Here is a 19,437-nt window from a genome sequence, read left to right on the forward strand (position 1 = left end):
GGTCCTATGGCGACGCTCACGATCCGCAATCTGCCCGAAGAGACGAGGCGTGCCCTCAAAGCACGCGCCGCCGAGCACAACAGGTCCATGGAGGCCGAGGTGCGCGCGATTCTGGAAGAGTCCCTGGTGCCTGCGCCGGACTTCGTGACGAACTGGGTGAACGTCGTCGTCGATCTCGAGGGAGATTTCCATCTGCCGCCGCGGTCGAAGCCACGCGAGGTAGATCTCTCGTGATCGTCGTCGATACGAATGTCCTCTCCGAACCCCTGCGCCGTGAACCCGATCGGCGGGTTCTGGAGTGGCTCGCGCGCAACGCAACGCAGATTGCCTTGACGACGATCACGGTCGCCGAACTGCGATACGGGGCCATGCGGCTGCCGGAGGGCACCAGGCGAACGGCCCTGCTGCTGGCTGTGGACCGACTCGTCGCTGAAGCAGGGGACCGAGTCTGCTCCTTCGACGTGGAGGCCGCGCGCGCCTACGCGTCAATTCGATCTGAGCGCGAAGCACGGGGGACATCGATCTCGGTCGAGGACACCATGATCGCGGCGATCTGCTTGGCCCGGGGGTACGCGCTCGCGACGAGCAATGTCGGAGACTTCGACGACGTGGGGCTGTCACTCGTCGATCCCTGGGCCTAGCTTGGCCACCGGCGCTGCGCCCCCGTGGCCGTCGGTGAGGTGCGGCTACCGCTGCGCGCCGGGGTCTTGCTGCTGCTGCTGCTTTTTCTTGGCGCTGCGGCGCTTGACGACGAGGCCGAGGACGAACGTGACGATGCGGAGGAACATGGGGTCCTTCTTCTTGGGTGGGGTTTCTTGGGTGGGGTTGGTTGGGTGGGATGACTGACCTGGGTTACTGGAGGCGCGTCGATTTCTGCACGCGGGCGCGGAAGCCGCCCGTCAGCTGCAGCAGCACCGGGAGCTCCTTACCGAGCAGCGCGTCGAGGGCACGGAGGTCGCGTTCCACGAGGTCGACGGCGTCCCTTGGCGAGACCCCGCGGCGGCAGGTCGCGGAGACCTTCAGCACAGGGGCGCGCTTCACGTCGTAGGCGGAGACGCTCGTCGAGACGAACTCGTCTCGGGCGCCGAGCGCGTCGTCGAGCGCAGCCCGGGCGACGGTCACGTCGATGACGGTTGGCCCGACGTCGGAGGTGCGCTCGTGCACGATCGTGCCGGTTCGTCCCTGTCCCTGGCGGAGTGCGAATACCAGGAGAAGGATGATGCCGATGACGAGGACCGCGACGAGGGCGATGAGGAGCCAGCTGAAGTCGGTACCGGGGAACGGGGTCTGCTGGAGCCATCCGGTGACGTTGGTGTTCACGCCTTCGGAGATGGGCGTCCAGGTGTCTTTTGCTCCGGGCAGCCACGCGCCGATGGCTGCGGCGGCGCCGATGATGAGGAGGAGGAGGCCGGTGGCGGTGATGAGGAGCCGGTTCAGGCCTCGGTTGGTGCTGTTCATGCGCCGACCTTCCCGTTCTCTGCGACGCGTACCTTGGCGGTGACGCGGGGGTTCAGTTCGTACCGTTCGAGCTGCTGGTTGACGGCGGCCGTGATGGCGGCCGCGTCGACCGGGAGCCCGGATGCGGGGGTGAGGTGCACGTCGGCGCGTCGGTGGGAGACCGACACGGTGACGTTGTCGGGACTCACGTTGCCGGCGTGCGCCGCGTGCCGGGCGAGGGTGGACGCGATGACCGCGTTGTCCGCGACGGTCGCGGTTCGCGTCGAGGTGAGGGTGTGCCTGGCTCGTCGTCCCGGGGCGAGGCCTGCGATGAGCAGCACGAGGCCGATGATCGCGACGACCACGCCGGCGATGCCGACGTACTGGGCGGGCTGCTCGAGCACGCCCAGCGCGGAGGCGAACATGTCCGCCGGGGCGACGAGCAGCGCGGGGAGGGCGAGCAGCGACAGGACGATCTCGGTGCCGATCCAGGCCGCGACCAGGATGAGGAGCACCGCGAGGGTGATCGCGAGCGCCGAGCGGGGCGAGTGCGTCTCTCGCCGGGAGAGGCGCGAGTACAGGGAGGTGTTGGTGCTCATCTGACTCGCTCCTCCGCTCGGATGTTGAGGCTGGTGACCCGCAGCATGACGCGTTCCACGCGCGAGTCGGTCAGTGACTGAAAGCGATCCCTGATCTCTCCCTTTGCCTGCTCGACACGTTGGAGGATCGGCCCGCCGCTCCGCTCGACGGCCGCGTCCTGCGAGCGGATGCGCTCGAGGGACGGAACGCGGATCGGGGTGCTGATGCGCAGCGCGAGGCCGCCCTTGTGGTCTTCGAGGCCGACGCTGACGCTGCCAGCGTCGACCCCGAGCGCGTCACCGGTGACAGCTGACGCAAGACGAGTCAGGGCCTTCGCGGTGAGTCGTGTCGTGCCTCGCTGCGCCGCGCCGCCCGGAGCCGTCGCGGCCGCGCTCATGAGGACGTGTTCCGTCCACGAATGACGTCGACGAGGGCGCTCGCGTCGAGCTTTCCTTCGAGGATGCGCCCGATGATGCCGCCGACGATCATCGCGATCGCGACGAAGAAGAACGCCCAGAAGCCCAGGATGGTCCAGCTCAGCGCGAGGACCGCGCCGATGAGGATGCCGGTTCGGGTGAGAGACGAGTTGCTCACTGGACTCGTGCCTCTTCCTGGTCATCGTCGTTGTCGTCCTCGGAGGGGAGGTGCACGTCGTTGACGGTGACGTTGACCTCGGTGACCTCGAGCCCGACGATGGTCTCGACCGCGTCGATCACGTCGGCGCGGACGCCGTCAGCGACATCCTGCAGTGAGACGGGGTACTCGGCGACGATGGTGATGTCGATGGCGACCTGCTTCTCGCCGACCTCGACGCTCACGCCCTGGCCCTGGTCGGTGGCGTTGAGGGCATCGCGGATGGCGCCGATGGCGCGAGCCGCCCCGCCGCCGAGGGCGTGGACGCCGCGGGCGTCACGAGCTGCGATGCCGGCGACGCGGGCGACGACGCTGTCGTTGATCGTGGTCTTGCCGTGCGTGCCGTGCGCCGGCTGCAGGTCCTTGCGGTCGGAGGACGTGGTGCTGATGGTCGGGGTGGTGTTCGACATTGCTTTCTCCTTGTTGTGTGCCGATGCGGGCGCATCGGCGGTGCTTGGTGGTGAGACGTGTGAAGTCCATGATTTGTCACAGAAAAGTGTTCAGACGACGATTTCGCTTGGATGCTCACCGGTCGTGCCGCTGGCATCCAAGGAGAAGGGGGCGCCCTGGGAAGTGAATTCTGATCTGCCCGGTGAGCATATGCACGGCTACTGCATCCGCAACCGAGAACTGCGCGGTGCTGCGCGAGTCAGCACTGCGCATAAAGGGCTTCTGAGCAGGGATTTTCTTGAAATTGGCTTGCTGTGAGCGAGGAAGTACCACTTTGTCTCACGCTCACGACGGAAATGATTCCGGTCACCTCCGGCGAGAGCTCTTGTCATCGACCACAATGGGAAACGTGACGAACTGCCCCCGAGCGTCGTCTCATCTGTGAGCGCCGCACCTGCCCAGGTGCTGGTCGCCGGACGCGTGAACGGATCGCGTTCGTGCAGCGATACGGAATGGACGGAGTCGGAAGGTGCAGGAGCACGTCAGTCAGGGTGGCAGCGACTTCGATCTCGGAGTGGTCGAGGTCGAGTCCAGGGCTTCGGGAGAGCTCCCCAAGGTGGTGTCGCTCACCGTCGACGAGGCCGGTCAGCGTGCCGTGGAGACCGTCCGCAGCTGGGGCTGGCACGTGCAGTCCTCCGCGGAGGAGTTCACCGTCGCGGGCGATGTGCTGAAGAGCGACACCTTCGCGCTGAGTCGCTACTGTCACTCAGCTGCCAGCTTCCGGTACGTGGTCCCTCGCGCCTTCGCCGGGGGTGCTGCGCGCCTCCTCCTCGCGTGCCTGGAAGGCGAGGTCGTCGTCGATATCGCGGGCACAACCGAGACGCTCACGCCAGGCAGCGTGCTGTTCGTCAACCCCGAGGACCTCATCAGCAAGAGGTCCGAAGTGCCCGTCAGCAGCCTGCTGGTCTTCTTCCCGCGGCCCCAGTCGTTCACCGAGAACTACGTGGGCACGACGTCGAAATCGGACGCGTACCTGCAGGTCCTCATCGACGCGTCCGCATCCATCCTCGGCGGCGGGCTGCGCGCCGAAGACGCCGCATTCACCCGGGTCGGGCTCGGTGTCGAGGCGCTCATCTGGGCGCTGGCCACGCAGACCGAGCTGCGCACGCTCGCGAAGAGCGGCAACGACCTGGCCCACGTCTACAGCGAGGCGGTGAAATACGTCTCCCGGTTCGCGTCCGACGAATCGACGACGGTGAACTCCATGGCGACCGCGCTCGGCGCATCGAGAGCGCACCTGTACCGCGCGTTCGCGGCGACCGGCGACACCGCATCCGCCTACCTGAGGCGGGCCCGGGTGCGCCTCGCTCAGCGGCTGCTGGCGGAGGGTGCGAGTGCCGAAGCGGCCGCACGGAGCTCGGGATTCGGCACAGCCAGACGGATGAGGAGCGCCCTGTCGGCGGCGCAGGTGGTCGATGTCGAGGTGACGATCGAGACCTCCTCGTAGCGCCGCTTCTGCAGCGACTCTCGGTTTCGGCGCATCCCGGTGCTGTTGGGTGGAGTGACCCCCGAACGCCGCGACGGAAGCGAGATCCCGAATGCAGACCCTCGGCACCGTCCTGCTCGCCGTCGGATTCCTCGCGCTCGCGGGAGCGCACCTCATCACCGACCCGACCGCCCTCGACGCCAACATCGGCGCGGGCTTCCTCATCATCGTCGGCCTCGTCACCGGGGCGGCAGGACTTCTCGTTTCCGTCATCGCGGCCCTGTTCGGCATGCGCCGCCGCCGCTGACTCCTCTCAGCTCGCGCCCGCTGCATCCACACGTGAGATGCAGCTTCCCGGCGCGATGAAGGTGCGTGGCTGGAGTTGATACGCCCACACCGACGATCACTGGCGAGGCGGTGCCGTCGAGTCGCGCTCGATGACCTCCGGTTGCCTCGTCAAGATCACATCGCTCGGGGGAATGCCGCTGAGCTGATCGAGGAGTGCGTCCGTCGCCGCAGTACCAAGCTCTTGCAGGGGAAGGGCCATGGTCGTCAGCGATGGTTGCAGGTAGGCGGCAACCGGCATGTCATCGTAGGAGAGTAGCGAGACATCCTCCGGAACCCGCTTTCCCAGATCGTGGAGGGCTTTGAGCGCTCCGATCGACTGCGGCAGCGTTCCGGCGTAGATGGCGGTCACTGCCGGATCCGTGTCCAGGATGCGCTGCGTCGCGACGTACCCTCCGGCCTCCGTATACGGCTCGCGCACGACGCATGGCCGGGCGATCCCGAGCGCGACGGCTTCGAGAATGAAACCGCGTTCCCGTTCCCTCGCCGGAGAGACATCCCCGGGCCCCGAGATGTGGCCGAGGGTCCGGTGGCCGAGACCGTACAAGTAATCGAGCGCCGTCTTGCTGGCATTCGCCATGTCGACCCCGACGTTCCTGTTGGACCCTGCCACGGTCCGGTTCACGAAGACGTGCGGCACGTTGTCGAGCCGCCCATCCTCGAGAAGAGGGTGCTTCTCCCTTACCGACGCGATGAGGAGGCCCTCCACTCGCCCGGCGCTGACGAGGTCGGTGTAGTCGGACTGCGTCTCGGACCATTCCGCGTCTTCGGCCAGCAGCACGACGAAGCCACGCTCCCTGGCGCGGAGGTACGTTCCACGCGCGATCCGCGCATAGACGGCGTTGGTGAGGTCGGGAACAAGCAGTGCGATGGAGCGTGTACGGGCACCTGCGAGCGCCCGCGCGCCCGCGTGCGGCTCGTAGTTCAACGCGAGCGCGGTCTCGAGGATCCGCGCTCGCGTCTCGTCCCTGATGCTCAGCGTCGTGTCACCGTTGAGCGCCCGGGAGACCACCGACTTCGTGACGCCGGCCGCGTTGGCGACGTCGATGAGGCGAGCGCGCATCGGCTGAGGGGTGGCGTTCATGGTGCGGCCGGCTTTCGCGGTGTGTCGGTACTCGTGCGTGCTGAGCGGTGCGAGGCCCGACGCGCGGCGCCGGCCCTCGCACCCCAGGCTATCCGGCCCTTCTGGCGTACTCCGTGTAGATCGTCTTGCGACGGGTGTACCGCTCGAACCCGTGGATGCCGTCGTCTCCGCCGAGACCGGACATCTTCCAGCCCGCGTGGAACCCCTGGACTTCTTCCGGGCCGATTCGGTTGATGTAGACCTCGCCGAACTCCAGGTCGTCGGTTGCGGACATCGCCGTTCGGATGTCAGTCGTGTAGACGTGTGAGGTGAGCCCATAGACGGTTGAATTCGCCCACTCGATGACCTCCTCGTACTCGTCGAAGACGATGATCGGCAGGACCGGACCGAACACCTCCTGTTGCACGATGTCCATGTCGTTCGTGACGTTGGTGAGCACCGTGGGGGAGAACCAGTAGCCGGGGCTGTCCTCCATGCCGGCGGGTGTGCCACCGCCGAACTCGAGCGTCGCACCCGCCGCGACAGCGCGGTCGACGTGCTCTTTCACCTTCTGCCACTCCTCCTGAGAGACCTTCGGCCCCATCTGGGTCGCCTCATCCGTCGGATCGCCGACGATGAGATTGCGCGTCCGCTCGAGGAACCGAGCGACGAACTCGTCGTAGACGCCGCGCTGCACGTACGTGCGCTCGTTGCAGGTGCACACCTGGCCGCAGTTCATGAAGCGCGCCTCGAAAGCGTGGTCGACGGCGAGGTCGAGATCTGCGTCGTCGAAGACGATCACGGGAGCCTTGCCCCCGAGCTCGAGGGAGACGGGGATGACCTTCTTCGCCGCGGCGGCCAGGATCTCCTGCCCCGCCCTCGTCGACCCGGTGACGGTCACCATGCTGACGAGCGGATGCTCGACGAGCGCCGAGCCTAGCGTGCGGCCTGGCCCCGTGATGACGTTGACGAGTCCGTCAGGCACCCCGGCGCGTTCGAAGACGCGGGCGAGTGCGATCGACGACAACGGGGTGACGCCGCTCGGCTTCACGACGATGGCGTTGCCTGCCATGAGGGCGGGCGCCACCTTCCTGGAGAAGATCGCTGCGGGGAAGTTCCAGGGGATGATCGCAGCAACCACACCGACGGGCTCCTCCCGAATCGCAAGCTGCTGGTCGCGGTTCGACGGGGCCGCGAGCTCGCCGATGTTCCGGTACTTCTGGCTGATCGCGTAGCCGAGGAACCCTTTGACGCCCTCGATCTCGCCGCGGGCCTCGACGATGGTCTTGCCCTGTTCGGCGACAACGATCTGCGCGAGTTCCTCGGCGTGCGCATCCACCTGCCTCACCACTTCCTCGAGCACGGATGCGCGGTCCGCGTACGAGCGCTTGGCCCACACGCGCTGGGCGTCGCTGGCCTGTTTGAGGGCGGCATCGATATGCGCGGTCTCGCCGATCGGGACGCGAGCGATGACGTCACCTGTCGATGGATTGTCGACCGTGCTTGTGTTGTCCGTGCGCACCCAGTCCCCGCCGATGCGCATGGCGGGTTGCGCTCCGAGGAGCGAGCCGGTTGCGAAGATGTCGTGTGCCATCGGGTGCCTTTCAGCTCATCACCATCCCGCCCTCGACGTTGTACGTCTGGGCGGTGATGTAGTTGGATCCCGGGCCGGCGAGGAAGACCGCGAGGGGCACGATGTCCTCGGGCACGGAGGTGCGCCCCAGCGGCACGTCTGCGGACTTCTCCTTGAACGTCTCACCCTCCGCCTTGCCGGTGAGGTCGCCGAACTGCTTGTCGACCTGCTTCCAGTAGGGCGTGTCGACGATGCCGGGGGCCATGGCGTTGACGTTCACGCCGTACGGGGCCATGGCGAGGGCGACGGACTGGGTGATGGAGATGACGGCCGCCTTCGAGGCGCAGTACGCCGAGACCAGGGCTTCGCCGCGGCGTCCCGCGATGGAGGCCATGTTGATGATCTTGCCGCTGTTCTGTTCACGCATCGGCACGCAGGCGGCTTGCGTCAGGAACATCAGCCCCTTGACGTTGACGTTGAAGATCCGGTCCCACTCATCCGGGGTCATCTCGTCGAGGGGTTTGATGAGGCCAACCCCCGCGTTGTTGACGAGGATGTCGAGGCTCCCGTGCTCGGCGACGATCTCGTCGACGACCCGCTTCGATTCTTCCGTGCTGCTCACGTTGAGCGACTTAGCGGACGCGGAGCCGCCCGCCGCTCGGATCTCGTCGACGACGGTGTTGGCGCCGTCGAGATTGAGGTCGGCGATGACCACGTGGGCGCCTTCATGCGCGTATCCGAGTGCCATGGCGCGGCCCATGCCTGAGGCTGCTCCGGTGATGAGTGCGATTTTGCTGTCGAGGGTTCCCAAGGGAGTTCTCCTTCGTTGTGGGGTAGGTGGGGGTGATGCTGGTGCGGATCTGGGGTGGGTGGTCACTGTCGTTGACGGTTGGACAGGACGCCCTGAACGACGACGGCGAGGACGAGGAAGAGGCCCGTGACGAGGTCCTGGTAGTAGGCGTTGAGTGTGCCGACCTGGTTGATGATGTTCTGGATGATGCCGATGAGCAGCACTCCGAAGAGCGCGCCGAGCATCGTCCCGACGCCGCCGGTGAGGAGCACGCCACCGATGACGGCCGCGGCAATAGAGGTCAGCTCGTACCCGGTCCCGAGCGTCGAGACGCCGGAGGAGAGGCGCGAAGCCAGGAGCGCTCCGGCGAGACCCGCGAGCGAACCGCTGATGACATAGACAGCGACCTTCACGCGGCTCGTGTTGCTGCCCATCATGCGCGCCGCGTCCTCGTTGCCGCCGAGCGCGAAGAGGTCGGAGCCGAACGCGGTCCGGTTGAGCACGAGGCCGGCGATCGCGAAGGCAGCGAGCAGTACCCAGATCAGGTTGCTGATGCCGAGGAAGGAGCCGTTGCCGATGGCGCTGAAGCCGCTGCTGGCGTCGATCACGATGCTCGACGACGCAAGTGCGACCGCGATGCCCTTGAACGCGAGCAGGGCAGAGAGCGTGACGATGAAGGGTGCCATCCTCGCCTTGCCGATGAGCAGGCCGTTGAGCAGGCCGCCGACCGCACCGACCAGGACGGGAGCCAGGAGCGCCGCCGCCCACCCGTACGGTGCCGCGAGGGCGGCGACGACGGTCGCGAGCCCCACCATGGATCCGACCGAGAGGTCGATCCCGCCGGAGATGAGCACGAGGCTCTGCCCGATGGTGATGAGTCCGATGAAGCAAGCCGCTGTGGCGATGGCCGACAGATTGGCGGGAGTTGCGAACGAGGGGAACGCGATGGCTGCGACGATGCAGAGGAGCAGCACCGCCCCGATCACACCGTGGGATTGGGTGAGCTCGAGCACCCGGTTGCGGCGCTGGGAGGTTGGGCGCGGGATGGCGGCCGTCGGTGTGGCTGGAGTGGTCACCTGGTGTCCTTTCTCGACTGCTGCAGGTAGAGCGCGGCGATGATGAGGACCGCTTTGAGGACCTGTGCGAATGCGAAGTCGATTCCTCGCATCACGAACGTGGTGTCGATCAGCTGGAGGAAGATGGCCGCTGCGACGGTGCCCGGCACGGAGATCCGGCCTCCGACGAGCGGGGTGCCGCCGATGACGACCGCCGCGATAGCCGTCAGCTCGAAGTTGAGGCCGATGAAGCTCGGGTCGGAGGCGCCGATGCGAGCCGAGACCATGAGGCCGGCGATTCCGGCCAATGCGGCGCTGATCGTGTAGATGGTGAGCAGCGTCGCGTTGCGCGGCGTCCCGGCGAGGTAGGCGGCGCTGCGGTTCGACCCGGTGAACAGTGCGTACCGACCGAATGCTGTCGAGCGGACGACGATCGCGATCGCTCCCGCGACGGCGAGCGCGAAGAGGGCGACGACGGGGATCCCGAGGAATGTGGCATTGCCGATCCAGGTGAAGACACCGCCGGCGGGAATCGTGCTCCGCGAACCTCCCGAAACCGCCTGAGCAAATCCTCGGACCGCCACGAGGAGACCGAGACCTGTGATGAGCGGGTTGATGCGGGCGAAGGCGATGAGCGAGCCGTTGAAGAGCCCGATGAGTGCCGCAGCGGTGATCGTGATGAGGATCGCCGCGACCTCGCCGTAGCCCAGGTAGAGCGCGACGGTCGCGGAGGCGAGCGCCATCACCGATCCCACGGAGAGGTCGATGCCGCCCGTCCCGATGGCGAGGGTCTGGCCGACCGCGATCATGATGATCGGTGCCGCCGAGAAGAGCAGGTTCTGGAAGGTGAAGGCGCTCGCGAAACCCTCGGTCGCGACCAGGTTGAACACGAACAGGAGCACGAGCGCCGCGTAGACGGAGTACTTGCTCGCCCACGTCGCAAGGGTCTTGCCCGGTGTCGGTCCACGGACGAGGCCGGTGGTGCCAGCTGCAGAAGTTTGCGTGCTCATGCTGTTTCCTCCATCGTGTGAGTCGCTGCGCTCTGACCTGACAGCAGCGAGATGACGGAGTCGTAGTCGACCTCGTGTGGGAAGACCTCGCCCGTCACGGCACCCTCGCTGAGGACGACCAGGCGGTCGCAGAGCGCGAGGAGCTCCTCGGTCTCGCTCGAGGTGACGACGACGGCGATGTCCTTCTTCGCGAGCTCCCGGATGACCCGGTGCACTTCGGCTTTCGCTCCGATATCGATGCCGCGGGTCGGATCGTCCAGCAGGATGACCTTCGGACCGAGGGAGAGCCAGCGTCCGAGCAGCACCTTCTGCTGGTTGCCTCCGGAGAGCTCGTTGATCGCCTGATCGGGTGCGGCCGCCTTGATCCGGAGCTCATCGGAGAACTCCCGGAAGACATCGTTCTGCGCGGCTCGACTCACGAAGCCGAGCTTCGAGATACGGGTCAGGATGGCGGCGGTCATGTTCTCCCTGATGCTGAGGCCCGGGAAGATCCCCTCGGTGCGGCGGTCCTCGGACAGGTAGGCGATGCCAGCGGCGAGCGAACCAGACGGGGTGGCCTTCCTGAGGGGAGTGCCGTCCACGATCACGGTTCCGGAGTCGGGCTTGACGGCACCGAAGATGGCCTTGCACGTCTCCGTGCGACCCGCGCCGAGCAGACCGAGGAGGCCGACGATCTCGCCCTTGCGAACGTCGAACGACACGTCGCGGACGCGAGTGCTCCAGCTGAGGTTCCGCACCGACAGCCCGACGTCATGGGTTGAGATCGCGTCGACGCGCTGCTGGGCGGCCTCGCGGTCGAGCACCCCCTCTTCGAGGTCGACGCCGCCGAGCATCGCCTTCACGAGTGCTGGCCGCGGCAGCTTCGACGGGGTGCTCTCGGTCACGAACGCACCGTCTCGCAGCACCGTGAAGCGGTCACACAATTCATACAGCTCTGACATCCGGTGGCTGACGAAGAGGATGGCGGTGCCCTCGTCGCGCAGCTGCCGGATGACGGAGAACAGCGTTTCGATCTCGTAGCCGTTGAGCGCGGAGGTCGGCTCGTCGAGAATCACGACCTTCGCCTCGAACGCCACCGAGCGGACGATCGCAACCATCTGCTGCATCCCGAGTCCGAGCTCGGAGACCTTCGACTTCGGGTCGAGACGCAATGCGTATCGGTCGAGGATCTCTTGCACCTGCGTGAGGGCCGCCCGCTTTTTCAGGATCCCGGCCACCCGTGGCTCCCTGCCGAGGAGGATGTTCTCCGCGACCGTTCGCTCCGGGATGAGATTGACCTCCTGGTAGACCGTTGCGATACCGGCGTTCTGCGAGTCGAGGGGCCGGGCGAAGCTCACGTTCTCGCCCTGCAGCAGGAGCTCGCCCTCGTCCGGCTTGTGGAAGCCCGTGATGATCTTGATGAGCGTCGACTTCCCGGCGCCGTTCTCACCGTTGAGCCCATGCACTTCCCCTGCGTAGAGGTTCAGAGAGACGTCCGTGAGCGCGCGAACGGCGCCGAAGGTCTTGGTGATTCCGCGTGCCTGCAGCACGAGTGATGTGTCAGCCATGACTGCCAATCAAGGTTCGTCGGCCGCAGCCGGCTCAGTAGGCCGCGCCGGAGTCGAGTGCCTCCTGCGCGTTCTCGCTCGTGTACAGGGCGTCCTTCATGATGATCTCCTGCGACACGGGCTCGCCCGCGAACCACGAGGTGAGGGCATCGACGGCGGCCGGGCCGAAGCGAGGATTGGTTTCGACGACGGCGTAGATGTTGCCGTTCGCGATCTCGGTGACCGCGTCGGCCGTGCCGTCGATTGACACGATCGAGACATCAGCGCCCGGATCCTTGCCGAAGTTCGTGAGCGCGGTCACCGCACCAAGGGCCATCGTGTCGCTGTGCGTGTAGACGGCGGTGATGTCCGAGTTGGCGGAGACGATCTGGCTCAGCACCTCCTGGGCCTCACTCGTCGACCAGTTGCCGGTCTGCTGCGCGACGATCTCAAGGCCCTCGTGCTTCGCGATCTCTTCGGCGAAACCTTCCGTGCGCAGCGTCGCGACGTCGCTGCCGGGGGCGCCCTGGATCTCTGCGATCTTGCCCTCCCCGCCGGTCGCCTCGACGACGGCCTGTGCAGCTCGCACCCCCTGCTCGTAGAAGTCCGAGCCAAGGAATGTCAGATAGTCGTCGCACGGCGTGCCCTCTGACTGCCGGTCGATCGTGACAACAGGGATGCCCTGCGCCTGAGCGTCCGCGAACGCACCCTGCAGGCCGGTCGAGCTGATGGGGGCCACGATGAGCGCATCCACACCCTGGTTGATCATCGACTGGATGTCCGTCAGCTGCTTCGCCTGGTCGCTGTTGGCGTTGGTATATACGAACTCCGCGCCCGCACCCTCCACGGACTGGCGGACCGACTCCGTCTCGACGGCTCGGAACGGGTTCTGCTCGTTCTCCGATTGGGAGAATCCGATGACCATCTCGGACATCTCGATATCGCTCGGGGCGTCGTTCACGCAGGTCTCCGCTGACTCGGACTCAACAACCTGCGTAGCTCCGGTCGCCACCGGTGCGCCGCTCGCGCCCGCGCCGTTCTCCAACGGTGCCGTGCAGGCCGTGAGGCCGAGGGCTGTGGCGGCAGCCGCGGCGAGGAAGATAAAACGTCGTTGTTTCATGATGCTCCTTGTTGTGTTCTGGGGCGCGCGATCAGGCGCGGTGGGGTTCGAGGGCCGCGAAGTCGAGGTCGATTCCGTGGCCGGGAGTGCTGGGGGCTGTGACATGCCCGTCAACGATGGGCATGGGGTCCGTCATGTAGGCCTCGAGGCTGAAGCCGTGCGCTTCCATATAGGTGCGGTTGGGGGCGGCGGCGAGGGCGTGCACGGTGAGGTCATGCACGCCGTGGCTCGTCACGGGCAGGTTGTGCGCCTCCGCGAGCGAGGCGATCTTGCGGAAGACCGTGTATCCGCCGCAGTTCGTCACATCCGGTTCGGGATAGCTGAGCGCCTCCGAGGTGATCGCAGCTCGGAACTCGTGGAGCGTGTGGAGGTTTTCCCCTCCGGCGATTGGGATGCCTCCTTCGCGGAGGATCCGCTGATGGCCGGGAAGGTCATCCGGGATCGTGGGCTCTTCGAGCCAGACGAGGTTGTACTCGCGGAGTTCACGCGCCGCTGCGATGGCCTGGTCCGCGCTCCATCGCATGTTGGCGTCGACCATAAGCGGGAAGCTGTCGCCGAGGTGCGTCCTCATCGCTGCGACTCGTTCGATGTCTTCGCGCATGCTGTCGCGGCCGACCTTCATCTTGATTGCGCGGAAACCAGCCTCCTGGAAGCCGTCGGCCTGCCTGAGCAGCTGGTCGAGGCTGAACTGCAGGTCGATGCCACCGGCGTAGACGGGAACCTTCGGGTCATAGCCACCGAAGATCTTCCAGAGCGGTTCCTCGACGCGTCGGCCGAGAAGGTCCCAGAGCGCGATGTCGATCGCCGAGATCGCCGATGTCTGGTGACCGCCGCGCCCCGCGTAGTGGAGCTGCCACCAGAGTTTTTCCCAGAGCTGTTCGATGCGGTTCGCCTCTTCGCCGATGAGTGCGCCGGCCATGTAGTCATTGATCATGACGGCGACCGCCCGCCCGCCGGCATTGACCGTGTACGTGTAGCCGAGGCCCTCGCCTCCATCCTCATCGCGGATGCGCACGGTGATGAGCTCGAAGTCGTCCATATCGCCGTGCATACTGTCGGTCAGCTTCACGGGCAGGGGTACTCGGTAGTGGTCAGCAACCACTGATTGGATCCTCGCCATTGGGGCCCTCTCGGTTGTCCTCGAAAGCGGTCTAGAAAACCGGTTTCCTTTCGTAGAGAGTGACACCAGTCGGCGACCGTGTCAAGCGGCCGACCGGACGATGGACGAGGTCGGTGCCACGCGCTACCATGCGCCCCACAGGCCTGCGTCCGCCCCCGACACGGTCTTACGCCCGCGCGACACGGTCTTACGCCACGCGACACCGGTCGCACCGGGTCGAGGTGGTCGCGAGCCCGGTGGATCCACACGAGAGACGCAGCCTCCCGGCCCGATGACGGTGGGTCTCTCGTGCCGATGCACCCAGTTGAGGTGTCCGAGGGGACCTGCGAAACCAGGGGGTTGGTCTGACCCGCCTCGCTCGAATGTCGGTGCCCGCGTCTAAGGTGATCGCATGACGACGGCGACTTCCCTTGAGGGCACCTTCAACTTCCGCGACACCGGCGGCCTGCCGGCGGCTGGCGGCGGCACGACCGCTTCCGGCGTCTTCTACAGGTCCGACGCGCTGAGCTCGCTCACGCCGAAGGGGCTCGAGGAGCTCGCGGCGAGCGACATCGGCACGATCGTCGACTTCCGCACACCCGCCGAGCGGCAGATGGCGCCCGACCGCCTGCCCGTGAGCCGGCAGTTCCACGTCGTCGAGCTGCCGCTGCTTGAAGGGGCCGTGACCGGACTGGTGCAGCAGGGCCTGCAGTCGGCTGCGCGCGGCGGCGACCCCGCCGAGCAGGCGAAGGCGATGGATGCGGTGCTCGCGCAGATCCCGACCTTGGGCGCCCTCTACGTGGAGATGCTCGAGCACAGCGCGACCACGTTCGCCGAGCTCGCGCGACTCGTCGCATCCGCGACCGTCAGCCCGCCGAACGCTGTGGTCGTCCACTGCACGGCCGGCAAGGACCGCACGGGCATCGGCTCGGCCCTGGTGCTCGACGCGGTCGGGGTCGAGCGGTCGGCGATCATCGCTGACTACGCGTCCTCCGGGGCGAACCTCTCAGGGGAGTGGGCCGAGCGCATGTACGGCATGGTCGCGCAGTACGGGCTGCCGCTCACCGACCAGATCAAGGACCTGGTCGCCGCGACGCCCCCATCCGCTATCGAGCACGCGCTCGAGTGGGTGGATGCGCAGGGCGGCTCAGCCGCGTACCTGCAGTCAGGCGGGCTCACCGGTGCGGAGCTCGCCGCGCTCAAGGGGCGCCTCACCGGAGCCTGAGGGTGCCGCCGCCGCATCAGTACTCGGTGTCGCGGCGGCAGCTGAAGCTGCATCCGGAGGCGCAGCGGCCGCGGGTGCGCGTCCTGCAGAGCGCTCGACGCCGATGCCAGCGACGATGACCAGCACGAGTCCCACGACCGGCAGCAACCCGGGCACCTGATGCAGCAGCAGCAAGCCGATGACGAGCGCGACCGCGGGCTCGAGGCTCGTGAGAGTTCCGTAGGCAGCCGCCGTAATGCGGCGCAGCGCCTGGATCTCGAGCATGAACGGCACAGTTGGCAGGAGCACGGCCAAGCCGAGGCCGGCGAGGGCCGCCTCCCACGTGAGCAGCGGAATGGTGCTCGGCGCCGCGATAATGCTCGCGATGACGGCCGCCACAGGAATCGAAACGGCCAGGCCGCGCACCCCACTCAGCTCGTCGCCCACACGCTGCGTGCACAGGATGTAGACGGCCCAGCAGGCCGCCGCGGCGAGCGCGTACAGCACGCCGATCGGGTCGATGTTCCCGGTCCACGGCTCCGTCAGCAGCACGACACCGACGGCCGCGATCAGTGGCCATAGGAGCGCCCGGCCCCGACTGCGCAGCACGGCGACCGCGAGGGGGCCCAGGAACTCGAGGGCCGCGGCCGTGCCGAGCGGGATGCGGTCGATCGCGAGCGTGAAGAGCAAGGTCATGCCCGAGGTGGCTGCGCCCAGCACAATGCAGGCGAGGAAGCTGCTGCGCGTGAACCACGCGCGTCGCGGCCGCACGATCACCAGCACGAGTGCCGCCGCGAACACCAGGCGGATCCAGCCGGTGCCGAGCGGGCCCAGCTGCTCGAAGAGGCCGGTGCTGAGCGCCAGGCCGAGCTGCACGAACAGCATGGCGCTGATCGTCATGAGGGTGCCCGAGCGGGCGCTGCCTCGTGGAGCTGGCGGAAGCGTGGACGCGGTCATGGATTCAGGATGGCGCGCCCGTGCATCCGTGTCCACGCGAGAAATGCGAACGCATCGTTCGCGATTCGCGCACAATGGTTCCGTGGGCGCCTGGCCCGCGGTCCGGATGATCGGCGGGAGTCCACATGGAGACGCGACGGCTCGAGTACCTCGTCGACCTCGAGCGCCTCGGCTCGATGCGGGCCGTCGCGGACCAGCACCTCACGACGACCTCCGTCGTCTCGCAGCAGCTCGCGCTCCTGCAGCAGGAGCTCGGCGCGCACCTCCTCGAGCGGGTGGGGCGTGGGGTGCGGCTGACCGCCGCCGGCTCGCGGCTCGCCGCACGCGCATCCGGGATCCTCGCGAGCCTCGACGAGGCGAGACGCGACTTCGACCCGGACGCGGAACCGCAGGGCACGCTGCGCGTGGCGGGATTCGCGACCGCCGCGCGAGCGCTGTTCCCGATCATGCGCGAGCTCGCCGCATCACACCCCGGCGTGCGGCTCGTGCTCGAAGAACAGGAACCCGACGAGGCACTCGCGCTGGTCGACGCCGGCCGGATCGATCTCGCGCTGGTGTACGACTACACGCTTGCACCCCTGCGCATCCCGCCAGGCTACGAGAGCGTGCGCCTGTGGGAAGGGGAGTGGGGGATCGGCGTTCCGGACAGCGTCGCGGTGGCCCTCCCCGGCGGCGGCCTCGAGCCTCTGCCCAACCGCGACCTCATGCTCGCGTTGCGCCACCAGGAGTGGATCGGCAACTCCAGGAACGACGCCGACGAGATCGCCATCGGCGTGCTCGCGTCGCTCGCCGACTACGAGCCGAACGTCACCCACCAGTCCGACGACCTCGCGCTGGTCGAAGACCTCATCGCGGCCGAGTTCGGGGTCGGGATGCTCCCCCTCACGCGAGCGCCGCGCGACAACGTGCAGATCGTGCGGATGCAGCAGCCGCCCATGCTGCGCGCATCCGCCGCCTACCTCCGCGGCACCGCGGAGTGGCCGCTGCTGCGCCACGTGCTCGACCGCCTCACCGGCGGCTGAGTCCCGCCGTTCGCCGCCGACCGACTCCAGAGGAACTTTGAGATGGGTTGCACGCTTCGGGATGGCTTGCAAGCCATCTGCGTGCGTGAAAGCCATCCCGAAACGTCGGGCGCCTCCTGACGGGAGCCCGCGGTCGCGACGGCAGTCTCGGGATGGGAAAGTCGCTTCGTTCTGGGAAGTTTCCCGCAACGAAGTGACTTTCCCATCCCGAGACTGGAGAAACTCCGTCATCGCTCGGTCACCTGACGAGGCCTATCCGCCACGCCCAGGCCGCGATCTCGACGCGGTTGCGGGCGCCGAGCTTCACGCTGATGTTGCGCGCGTGGGTCTTCACGGTCGAGACGGAGACGAAGAGGTCGGCCGCGATCTCCTCGTTGGTGCCGCCGCGCGCGATCGCGGCCGCGATCTCCACTTCGCGGTCGGACAGCTCGTGCTCAACATCGGATGCAAGCCGTCTGGTGGCACTCCCGGCGAGTTCGTCGAGCAGCCGCACCGTGATCGAGGGCGAGACGAGCGCGTCGCCGTCTGCCGCGGCGCGAACCGCTTCGACGAGCAGCCGGGGCCCCGCATCCTTGAGCATGAACCCGGATGCGCCGGCCTGCAGCGCCGAGCGCAGGTACTCGTCGGTGTCGAAGGTCGTGACGATGACCACTCGCGGCGCGTCCTGCCGGGCGGTGATGATCCGTGTGGCGTCGAGCCCGTTCATCCCGGGCATGCGGATGTCCATGAGCACGACGTCCGGCAGCAGCCGCGTGGCTGCGGCGACCGCCTCGTCACCCGAACCGGCGATGCCGACCACGCGGATGTCGCCCTCCGCCTCGAGGATCATGCGGAAGCCCGCGCGCACCATCTCCTGGTCGTCGGCGAGGACGACGGTGATCATCGCTGCGGCTCCAGGGGCAGGGTGACCGAGACCGTCCACGTGTCGGGGGTGTCGGCGCCCGCGCGCATGGCCCCGCCGAGCGCCGTGACCCGCTCGGACAGGCCCGTGAGTCCGAACCCGGCGGCGCCTTCCTCGCGGCTGCCGGCGCGCACCCCGTCGTTCTCGATCTCGAGCAGCAGCTCGGCGTCGACCACGCGCACCGACACGGCGGTTGTCCCGTCGGGCGCGTGCTTGCGCGCGTTCGTGAGCGCCTCCCTGACCACGCGGTACGCGGACTCGCCGACGCCGGGCGGCAGGGGAGCGTCCGCGTCCTCGAGGTGCAGGGTCGTGCGCTCGTGGCCTGGGTCGAACCGGTCGACGAGCGTCGGGATGTCGTCGAGGCCGTATGGCACTCTCAGGGGAGCAGGCTCCCCATCGCCGTGCTCGTCGCGGATCGCGCCGACCATGCGACGCATGCCGGCGAGCGCCTCGGTGCCAGCCGCCTCGATAGCGGCCAGGGCCTCGGTGGTGCGCTCGGGGTCGGCGCGGGCCACCGCGAGCGCCGCCTGCGCCTGCACGACGATCCCGGTGACCTGGTGCGCGACCACGTCGTGGAGTTCCCGGGCCAGCTCCAGCCGCTCCGCTCGCCGGGCGGCCTCAAGGGCGGATTCGCGGCGCAGGCGCACGAACCGCCCGGCGACGCCGCCGATGACGGCGCACCCCCAGACGAGGACGGCGAGGAGGATCGCGGTTCCGTCGACGCCGATGCGCAGCAGGGTAACGGCGAGCGCGACGACCAGAGCGCCGGCGCCGACTGCGATCGCGCCTCGGAGGGAAGCCGCGCGCACGCCGAACACCGTGAGCACGACGAGGGCTGCCGACTCGGTCAGCGAAGACCAGGGGGCGCCGGTGGATGCGGCGACCCCGGACCCGAGGAGCGAGACCGCGAAGGCAGATCCCACGCTCGAGGCGGCGGGCAGCCGGCCGCGGGCGAGGGCCAGCGCAGCCACCACGACGGCGACGAACGCGGTCGTCAGGGCCCCGGCGATGAGACCGTCGGCGGGACCGGTCTCCGGGACGACCGCAAGACGGGCGGCGAGCTCGAAGTCCACCACGAGCAGCAGCGCGAGCACCGCGAACTCGGCGATCTTCGGCGCGGCCTTGAGGCGGGCCGCAAGCGACCCGAGCCGCCCCCGTCCGCCGTCGCTGCTTGTCGTCACGCCTCCATCCTCCCGGACGCGCCTCAAGCAACACCCCGTTTCGCGGGCAAATCGTTCGAAGGAACG

Annotated in this window: 23 protein-coding genes; 7 read left to right on the forward strand and 16 right to left on the reverse strand. The window is 67.7% G+C overall.

Annotation, left to right across the window (positions count from 1 at the left end; genetic code table 11):
- Positions 1–6 precede the first annotated feature (6 nt).
- Both ACQFZP_RS10540 and ACQFZP_RS10545 read left to right on the forward strand, forming a co-directional pair.
- Positions 7–234 (forward strand): FitA-like ribbon-helix-helix domain-containing protein, encoded by a 228-nt coding sequence (locus tag ACQFZP_RS10540; RefSeq protein WP_104310765.1) that lies wholly within the window; start codon positions 7–9, stop codon positions 232–234.
- The gene (locus tag ACQFZP_RS10545; protein WP_211891256.1) at positions 231–641 is read left to right on the forward strand and encodes a type II toxin-antitoxin system VapC family toxin; all 411 of its coding nucleotides are present in this window, start codon (positions 231–233) and stop codon (positions 639–641) included. The genes ACQFZP_RS10540 and ACQFZP_RS10545 overlap by 4 nt, the downstream gene beginning before the upstream one ends.
- Before the next feature lie 211 nt (positions 642–852).
- Here the strand turns inward: ACQFZP_RS10545 and ACQFZP_RS10550 are convergent, their stop codons facing one another.
- The 5 genes from ACQFZP_RS10550 to ACQFZP_RS10570 are packed head-to-tail and all read right to left on the reverse strand — an operon-like array spanning position 853 to position 3,059.
- Complete coding sequence (locus ACQFZP_RS10550) at positions 853–1,458, reverse strand: hypothetical protein (protein WP_211891257.1); 606 nt, start codon at positions 1,456–1,458, stop codon at positions 853–855.
- The gene (locus ACQFZP_RS10555) at positions 1,455–2,036 is read right to left on the reverse strand and encodes a DUF6286 domain-containing protein (protein ID WP_211891258.1); all 582 of its coding nucleotides are present in this window, start codon (positions 2,034–2,036) and stop codon (positions 1,455–1,457) included. Before ACQFZP_RS10555 ends, ACQFZP_RS10550 begins: the two co-directional genes overlap by 4 nt.
- Positions 2,033–2,413: a hypothetical protein gene (locus tag ACQFZP_RS10560; RefSeq protein ID WP_211891259.1), complete on the reverse strand. Its 381-nt coding sequence runs from the start codon at positions 2,411–2,413 to the stop codon at positions 2,033–2,035. Before ACQFZP_RS10560 ends, ACQFZP_RS10555 begins: the two co-directional genes overlap by 4 nt.
- Positions 2,410–2,610, reverse strand: coding sequence for a DUF2273 domain-containing protein (locus tag ACQFZP_RS10565; RefSeq protein ID WP_104310760.1), 201 nt, complete (start codon positions 2,608–2,610; stop codon positions 2,410–2,412). The genes ACQFZP_RS10560 and ACQFZP_RS10565 overlap by 4 nt, the downstream gene beginning before the upstream one ends.
- Entirely contained in the window at positions 2,607–3,059 is a 453-nt protein-coding gene (locus ACQFZP_RS10570) for an Asp23/Gls24 family envelope stress response protein (RefSeq protein ID WP_179555505.1), read from the reverse strand. Before ACQFZP_RS10570 ends, ACQFZP_RS10565 begins: the two co-directional genes overlap by 4 nt.
- Here ACQFZP_RS10570 and ACQFZP_RS10575 point away from each other — a divergent pair.
- The 3 genes from ACQFZP_RS10575 (at position 3,049) to ACQFZP_RS10585 (ending at position 4,832) form a co-directional block, all read left to right on the forward strand.
- Positions 3,049–3,357 (forward strand): hypothetical protein, encoded by a 309-nt coding sequence (locus ACQFZP_RS10575; protein WP_211891260.1) that lies wholly within the window; start codon positions 3,049–3,051, stop codon positions 3,355–3,357. The genes ACQFZP_RS10570 and ACQFZP_RS10575 overlap by 11 nt on opposite strands.
- Before the next feature lie 211 nt (positions 3,358–3,568).
- A complete protein-coding gene (locus tag ACQFZP_RS10580; protein ID WP_211891261.1) occupies positions 3,569–4,546 on the forward strand; it encodes a helix-turn-helix domain-containing protein in 978 nt (325 codons plus the stop codon).
- Between the two features lie 91 nt (positions 4,547–4,637).
- On the forward strand, positions 4,638–4,832 hold the full coding sequence (locus tag ACQFZP_RS10585; protein ID WP_179555508.1) for a hypothetical protein: 195 nt from the start codon (positions 4,638–4,640) through the stop codon (positions 4,830–4,832).
- Between the two features lie 96 nt (positions 4,833–4,928).
- Here ACQFZP_RS10585 and ACQFZP_RS10590 read toward each other — a convergent pair whose 3' ends face one another.
- The 8 genes from ACQFZP_RS10590 to ACQFZP_RS10625 form a co-directional block, all read right to left on the reverse strand.
- Positions 4,929–5,954 (reverse strand): LacI family DNA-binding transcriptional regulator, encoded by a 1,026-nt coding sequence (locus ACQFZP_RS10590; RefSeq protein ID WP_211891262.1) that lies wholly within the window; start codon positions 5,952–5,954, stop codon positions 4,929–4,931.
- A gap of 88 nt (positions 5,955–6,042) precedes the next feature.
- Positions 6,043–7,527, reverse strand: coding sequence for an aldehyde dehydrogenase family protein (locus tag ACQFZP_RS10595; RefSeq protein WP_211891263.1), 1,485 nt, complete (start codon positions 7,525–7,527; stop codon positions 6,043–6,045).
- A 10-nt stretch (positions 7,528–7,537) separates the two neighbouring features.
- Positions 7,538–8,317, reverse strand: a complete 780-nt coding sequence (locus ACQFZP_RS10600) for a glucose 1-dehydrogenase (RefSeq protein ID WP_211891264.1) — start codon at positions 8,315–8,317, stop codon at positions 7,538–7,540.
- Between the two features lie 62 nt (positions 8,318–8,379).
- Complete coding sequence (locus ACQFZP_RS10605; protein WP_211891265.1) at positions 8,380–9,372, reverse strand: ABC transporter permease; 993 nt, start codon at positions 9,370–9,372, stop codon at positions 8,380–8,382.
- Positions 9,369–10,361 (reverse strand): ABC transporter permease, encoded by a 993-nt coding sequence (locus ACQFZP_RS10610; RefSeq protein ID WP_211891266.1) that lies wholly within the window; start codon positions 10,359–10,361, stop codon positions 9,369–9,371. The genes ACQFZP_RS10605 and ACQFZP_RS10610 overlap by 4 nt, the downstream gene beginning before the upstream one ends.
- The gene (locus ACQFZP_RS10615; RefSeq protein ID WP_211891267.1) at positions 10,358–11,908 is read right to left on the reverse strand and encodes a sugar ABC transporter ATP-binding protein; all 1,551 of its coding nucleotides are present in this window, start codon (positions 11,906–11,908) and stop codon (positions 10,358–10,360) included. Before ACQFZP_RS10615 ends, ACQFZP_RS10610 begins: the two co-directional genes overlap by 4 nt.
- Before the next feature lie 34 nt (positions 11,909–11,942).
- Positions 11,943–13,007 (reverse strand): ABC transporter substrate-binding protein, encoded by a 1,065-nt coding sequence (locus tag ACQFZP_RS10620; protein ID WP_211891268.1) that lies wholly within the window; start codon positions 13,005–13,007, stop codon positions 11,943–11,945.
- A gap of 31 nt (positions 13,008–13,038) precedes the next feature.
- Complete coding sequence (locus ACQFZP_RS10625) at positions 13,039–14,109, reverse strand: mandelate racemase/muconate lactonizing enzyme family protein (protein ID WP_307852815.1); 1,071 nt, start codon at positions 14,107–14,109, stop codon at positions 13,039–13,041.
- 409 nt (positions 14,110–14,518) lie between these two features.
- On the opposite strand from ACQFZP_RS10625, the gene ACQFZP_RS10630 reads away from it, so the two are divergent.
- Positions 14,519–15,331: a tyrosine-protein phosphatase gene (locus tag ACQFZP_RS10630; RefSeq protein ID WP_211891270.1), complete on the forward strand. Its 813-nt coding sequence runs from the start codon at positions 14,519–14,521 to the stop codon at positions 15,329–15,331.
- On the opposite strand, the gene ACQFZP_RS10635 is transcribed toward ACQFZP_RS10630, so the two are convergent.
- Positions 15,272–16,267 (reverse strand): EamA family transporter, encoded by a 996-nt coding sequence (locus tag ACQFZP_RS10635; RefSeq protein WP_211891271.1) that lies wholly within the window; start codon positions 16,265–16,267, stop codon positions 15,272–15,274. The genes ACQFZP_RS10630 and ACQFZP_RS10635 overlap by 60 nt on opposite strands.
- A 125-nt stretch (positions 16,268–16,392) precedes the next feature.
- Here ACQFZP_RS10635 and ACQFZP_RS10640 point away from each other — a divergent pair, with 125 nt between their 5' ends.
- Positions 16,393–17,289, forward strand: coding sequence for a LysR substrate-binding domain-containing protein (locus ACQFZP_RS10640; protein ID WP_211891272.1), 897 nt, complete (start codon positions 16,393–16,395; stop codon positions 17,287–17,289).
- 238 nt (positions 17,290–17,527) lie between these two features.
- Here the strand turns inward: ACQFZP_RS10640 and ACQFZP_RS10645 are convergent, their stop codons facing one another.
- Entirely contained in the window at positions 17,528–18,172 is a 645-nt protein-coding gene (locus ACQFZP_RS10645; protein ID WP_211891273.1) for a response regulator, read from the reverse strand.
- Entirely contained in the window at positions 18,169–19,371 is a 1,203-nt protein-coding gene (locus ACQFZP_RS10650) for a sensor histidine kinase (RefSeq protein ID WP_211891274.1), read from the reverse strand. Before ACQFZP_RS10650 ends, ACQFZP_RS10645 begins: the two co-directional genes overlap by 4 nt.
- Positions 19,372–19,437: the final 66 nt, after the last annotated feature.

The sequence above is a fragment of the Pseudoclavibacter sp. Marseille-Q434 genome, assembly GCF_050315415.1.
Classification (GTDB): Bacteria; Actinomycetota; Actinomycetes; order Actinomycetales; family Microbacteriaceae; genus Pseudoclavibacter.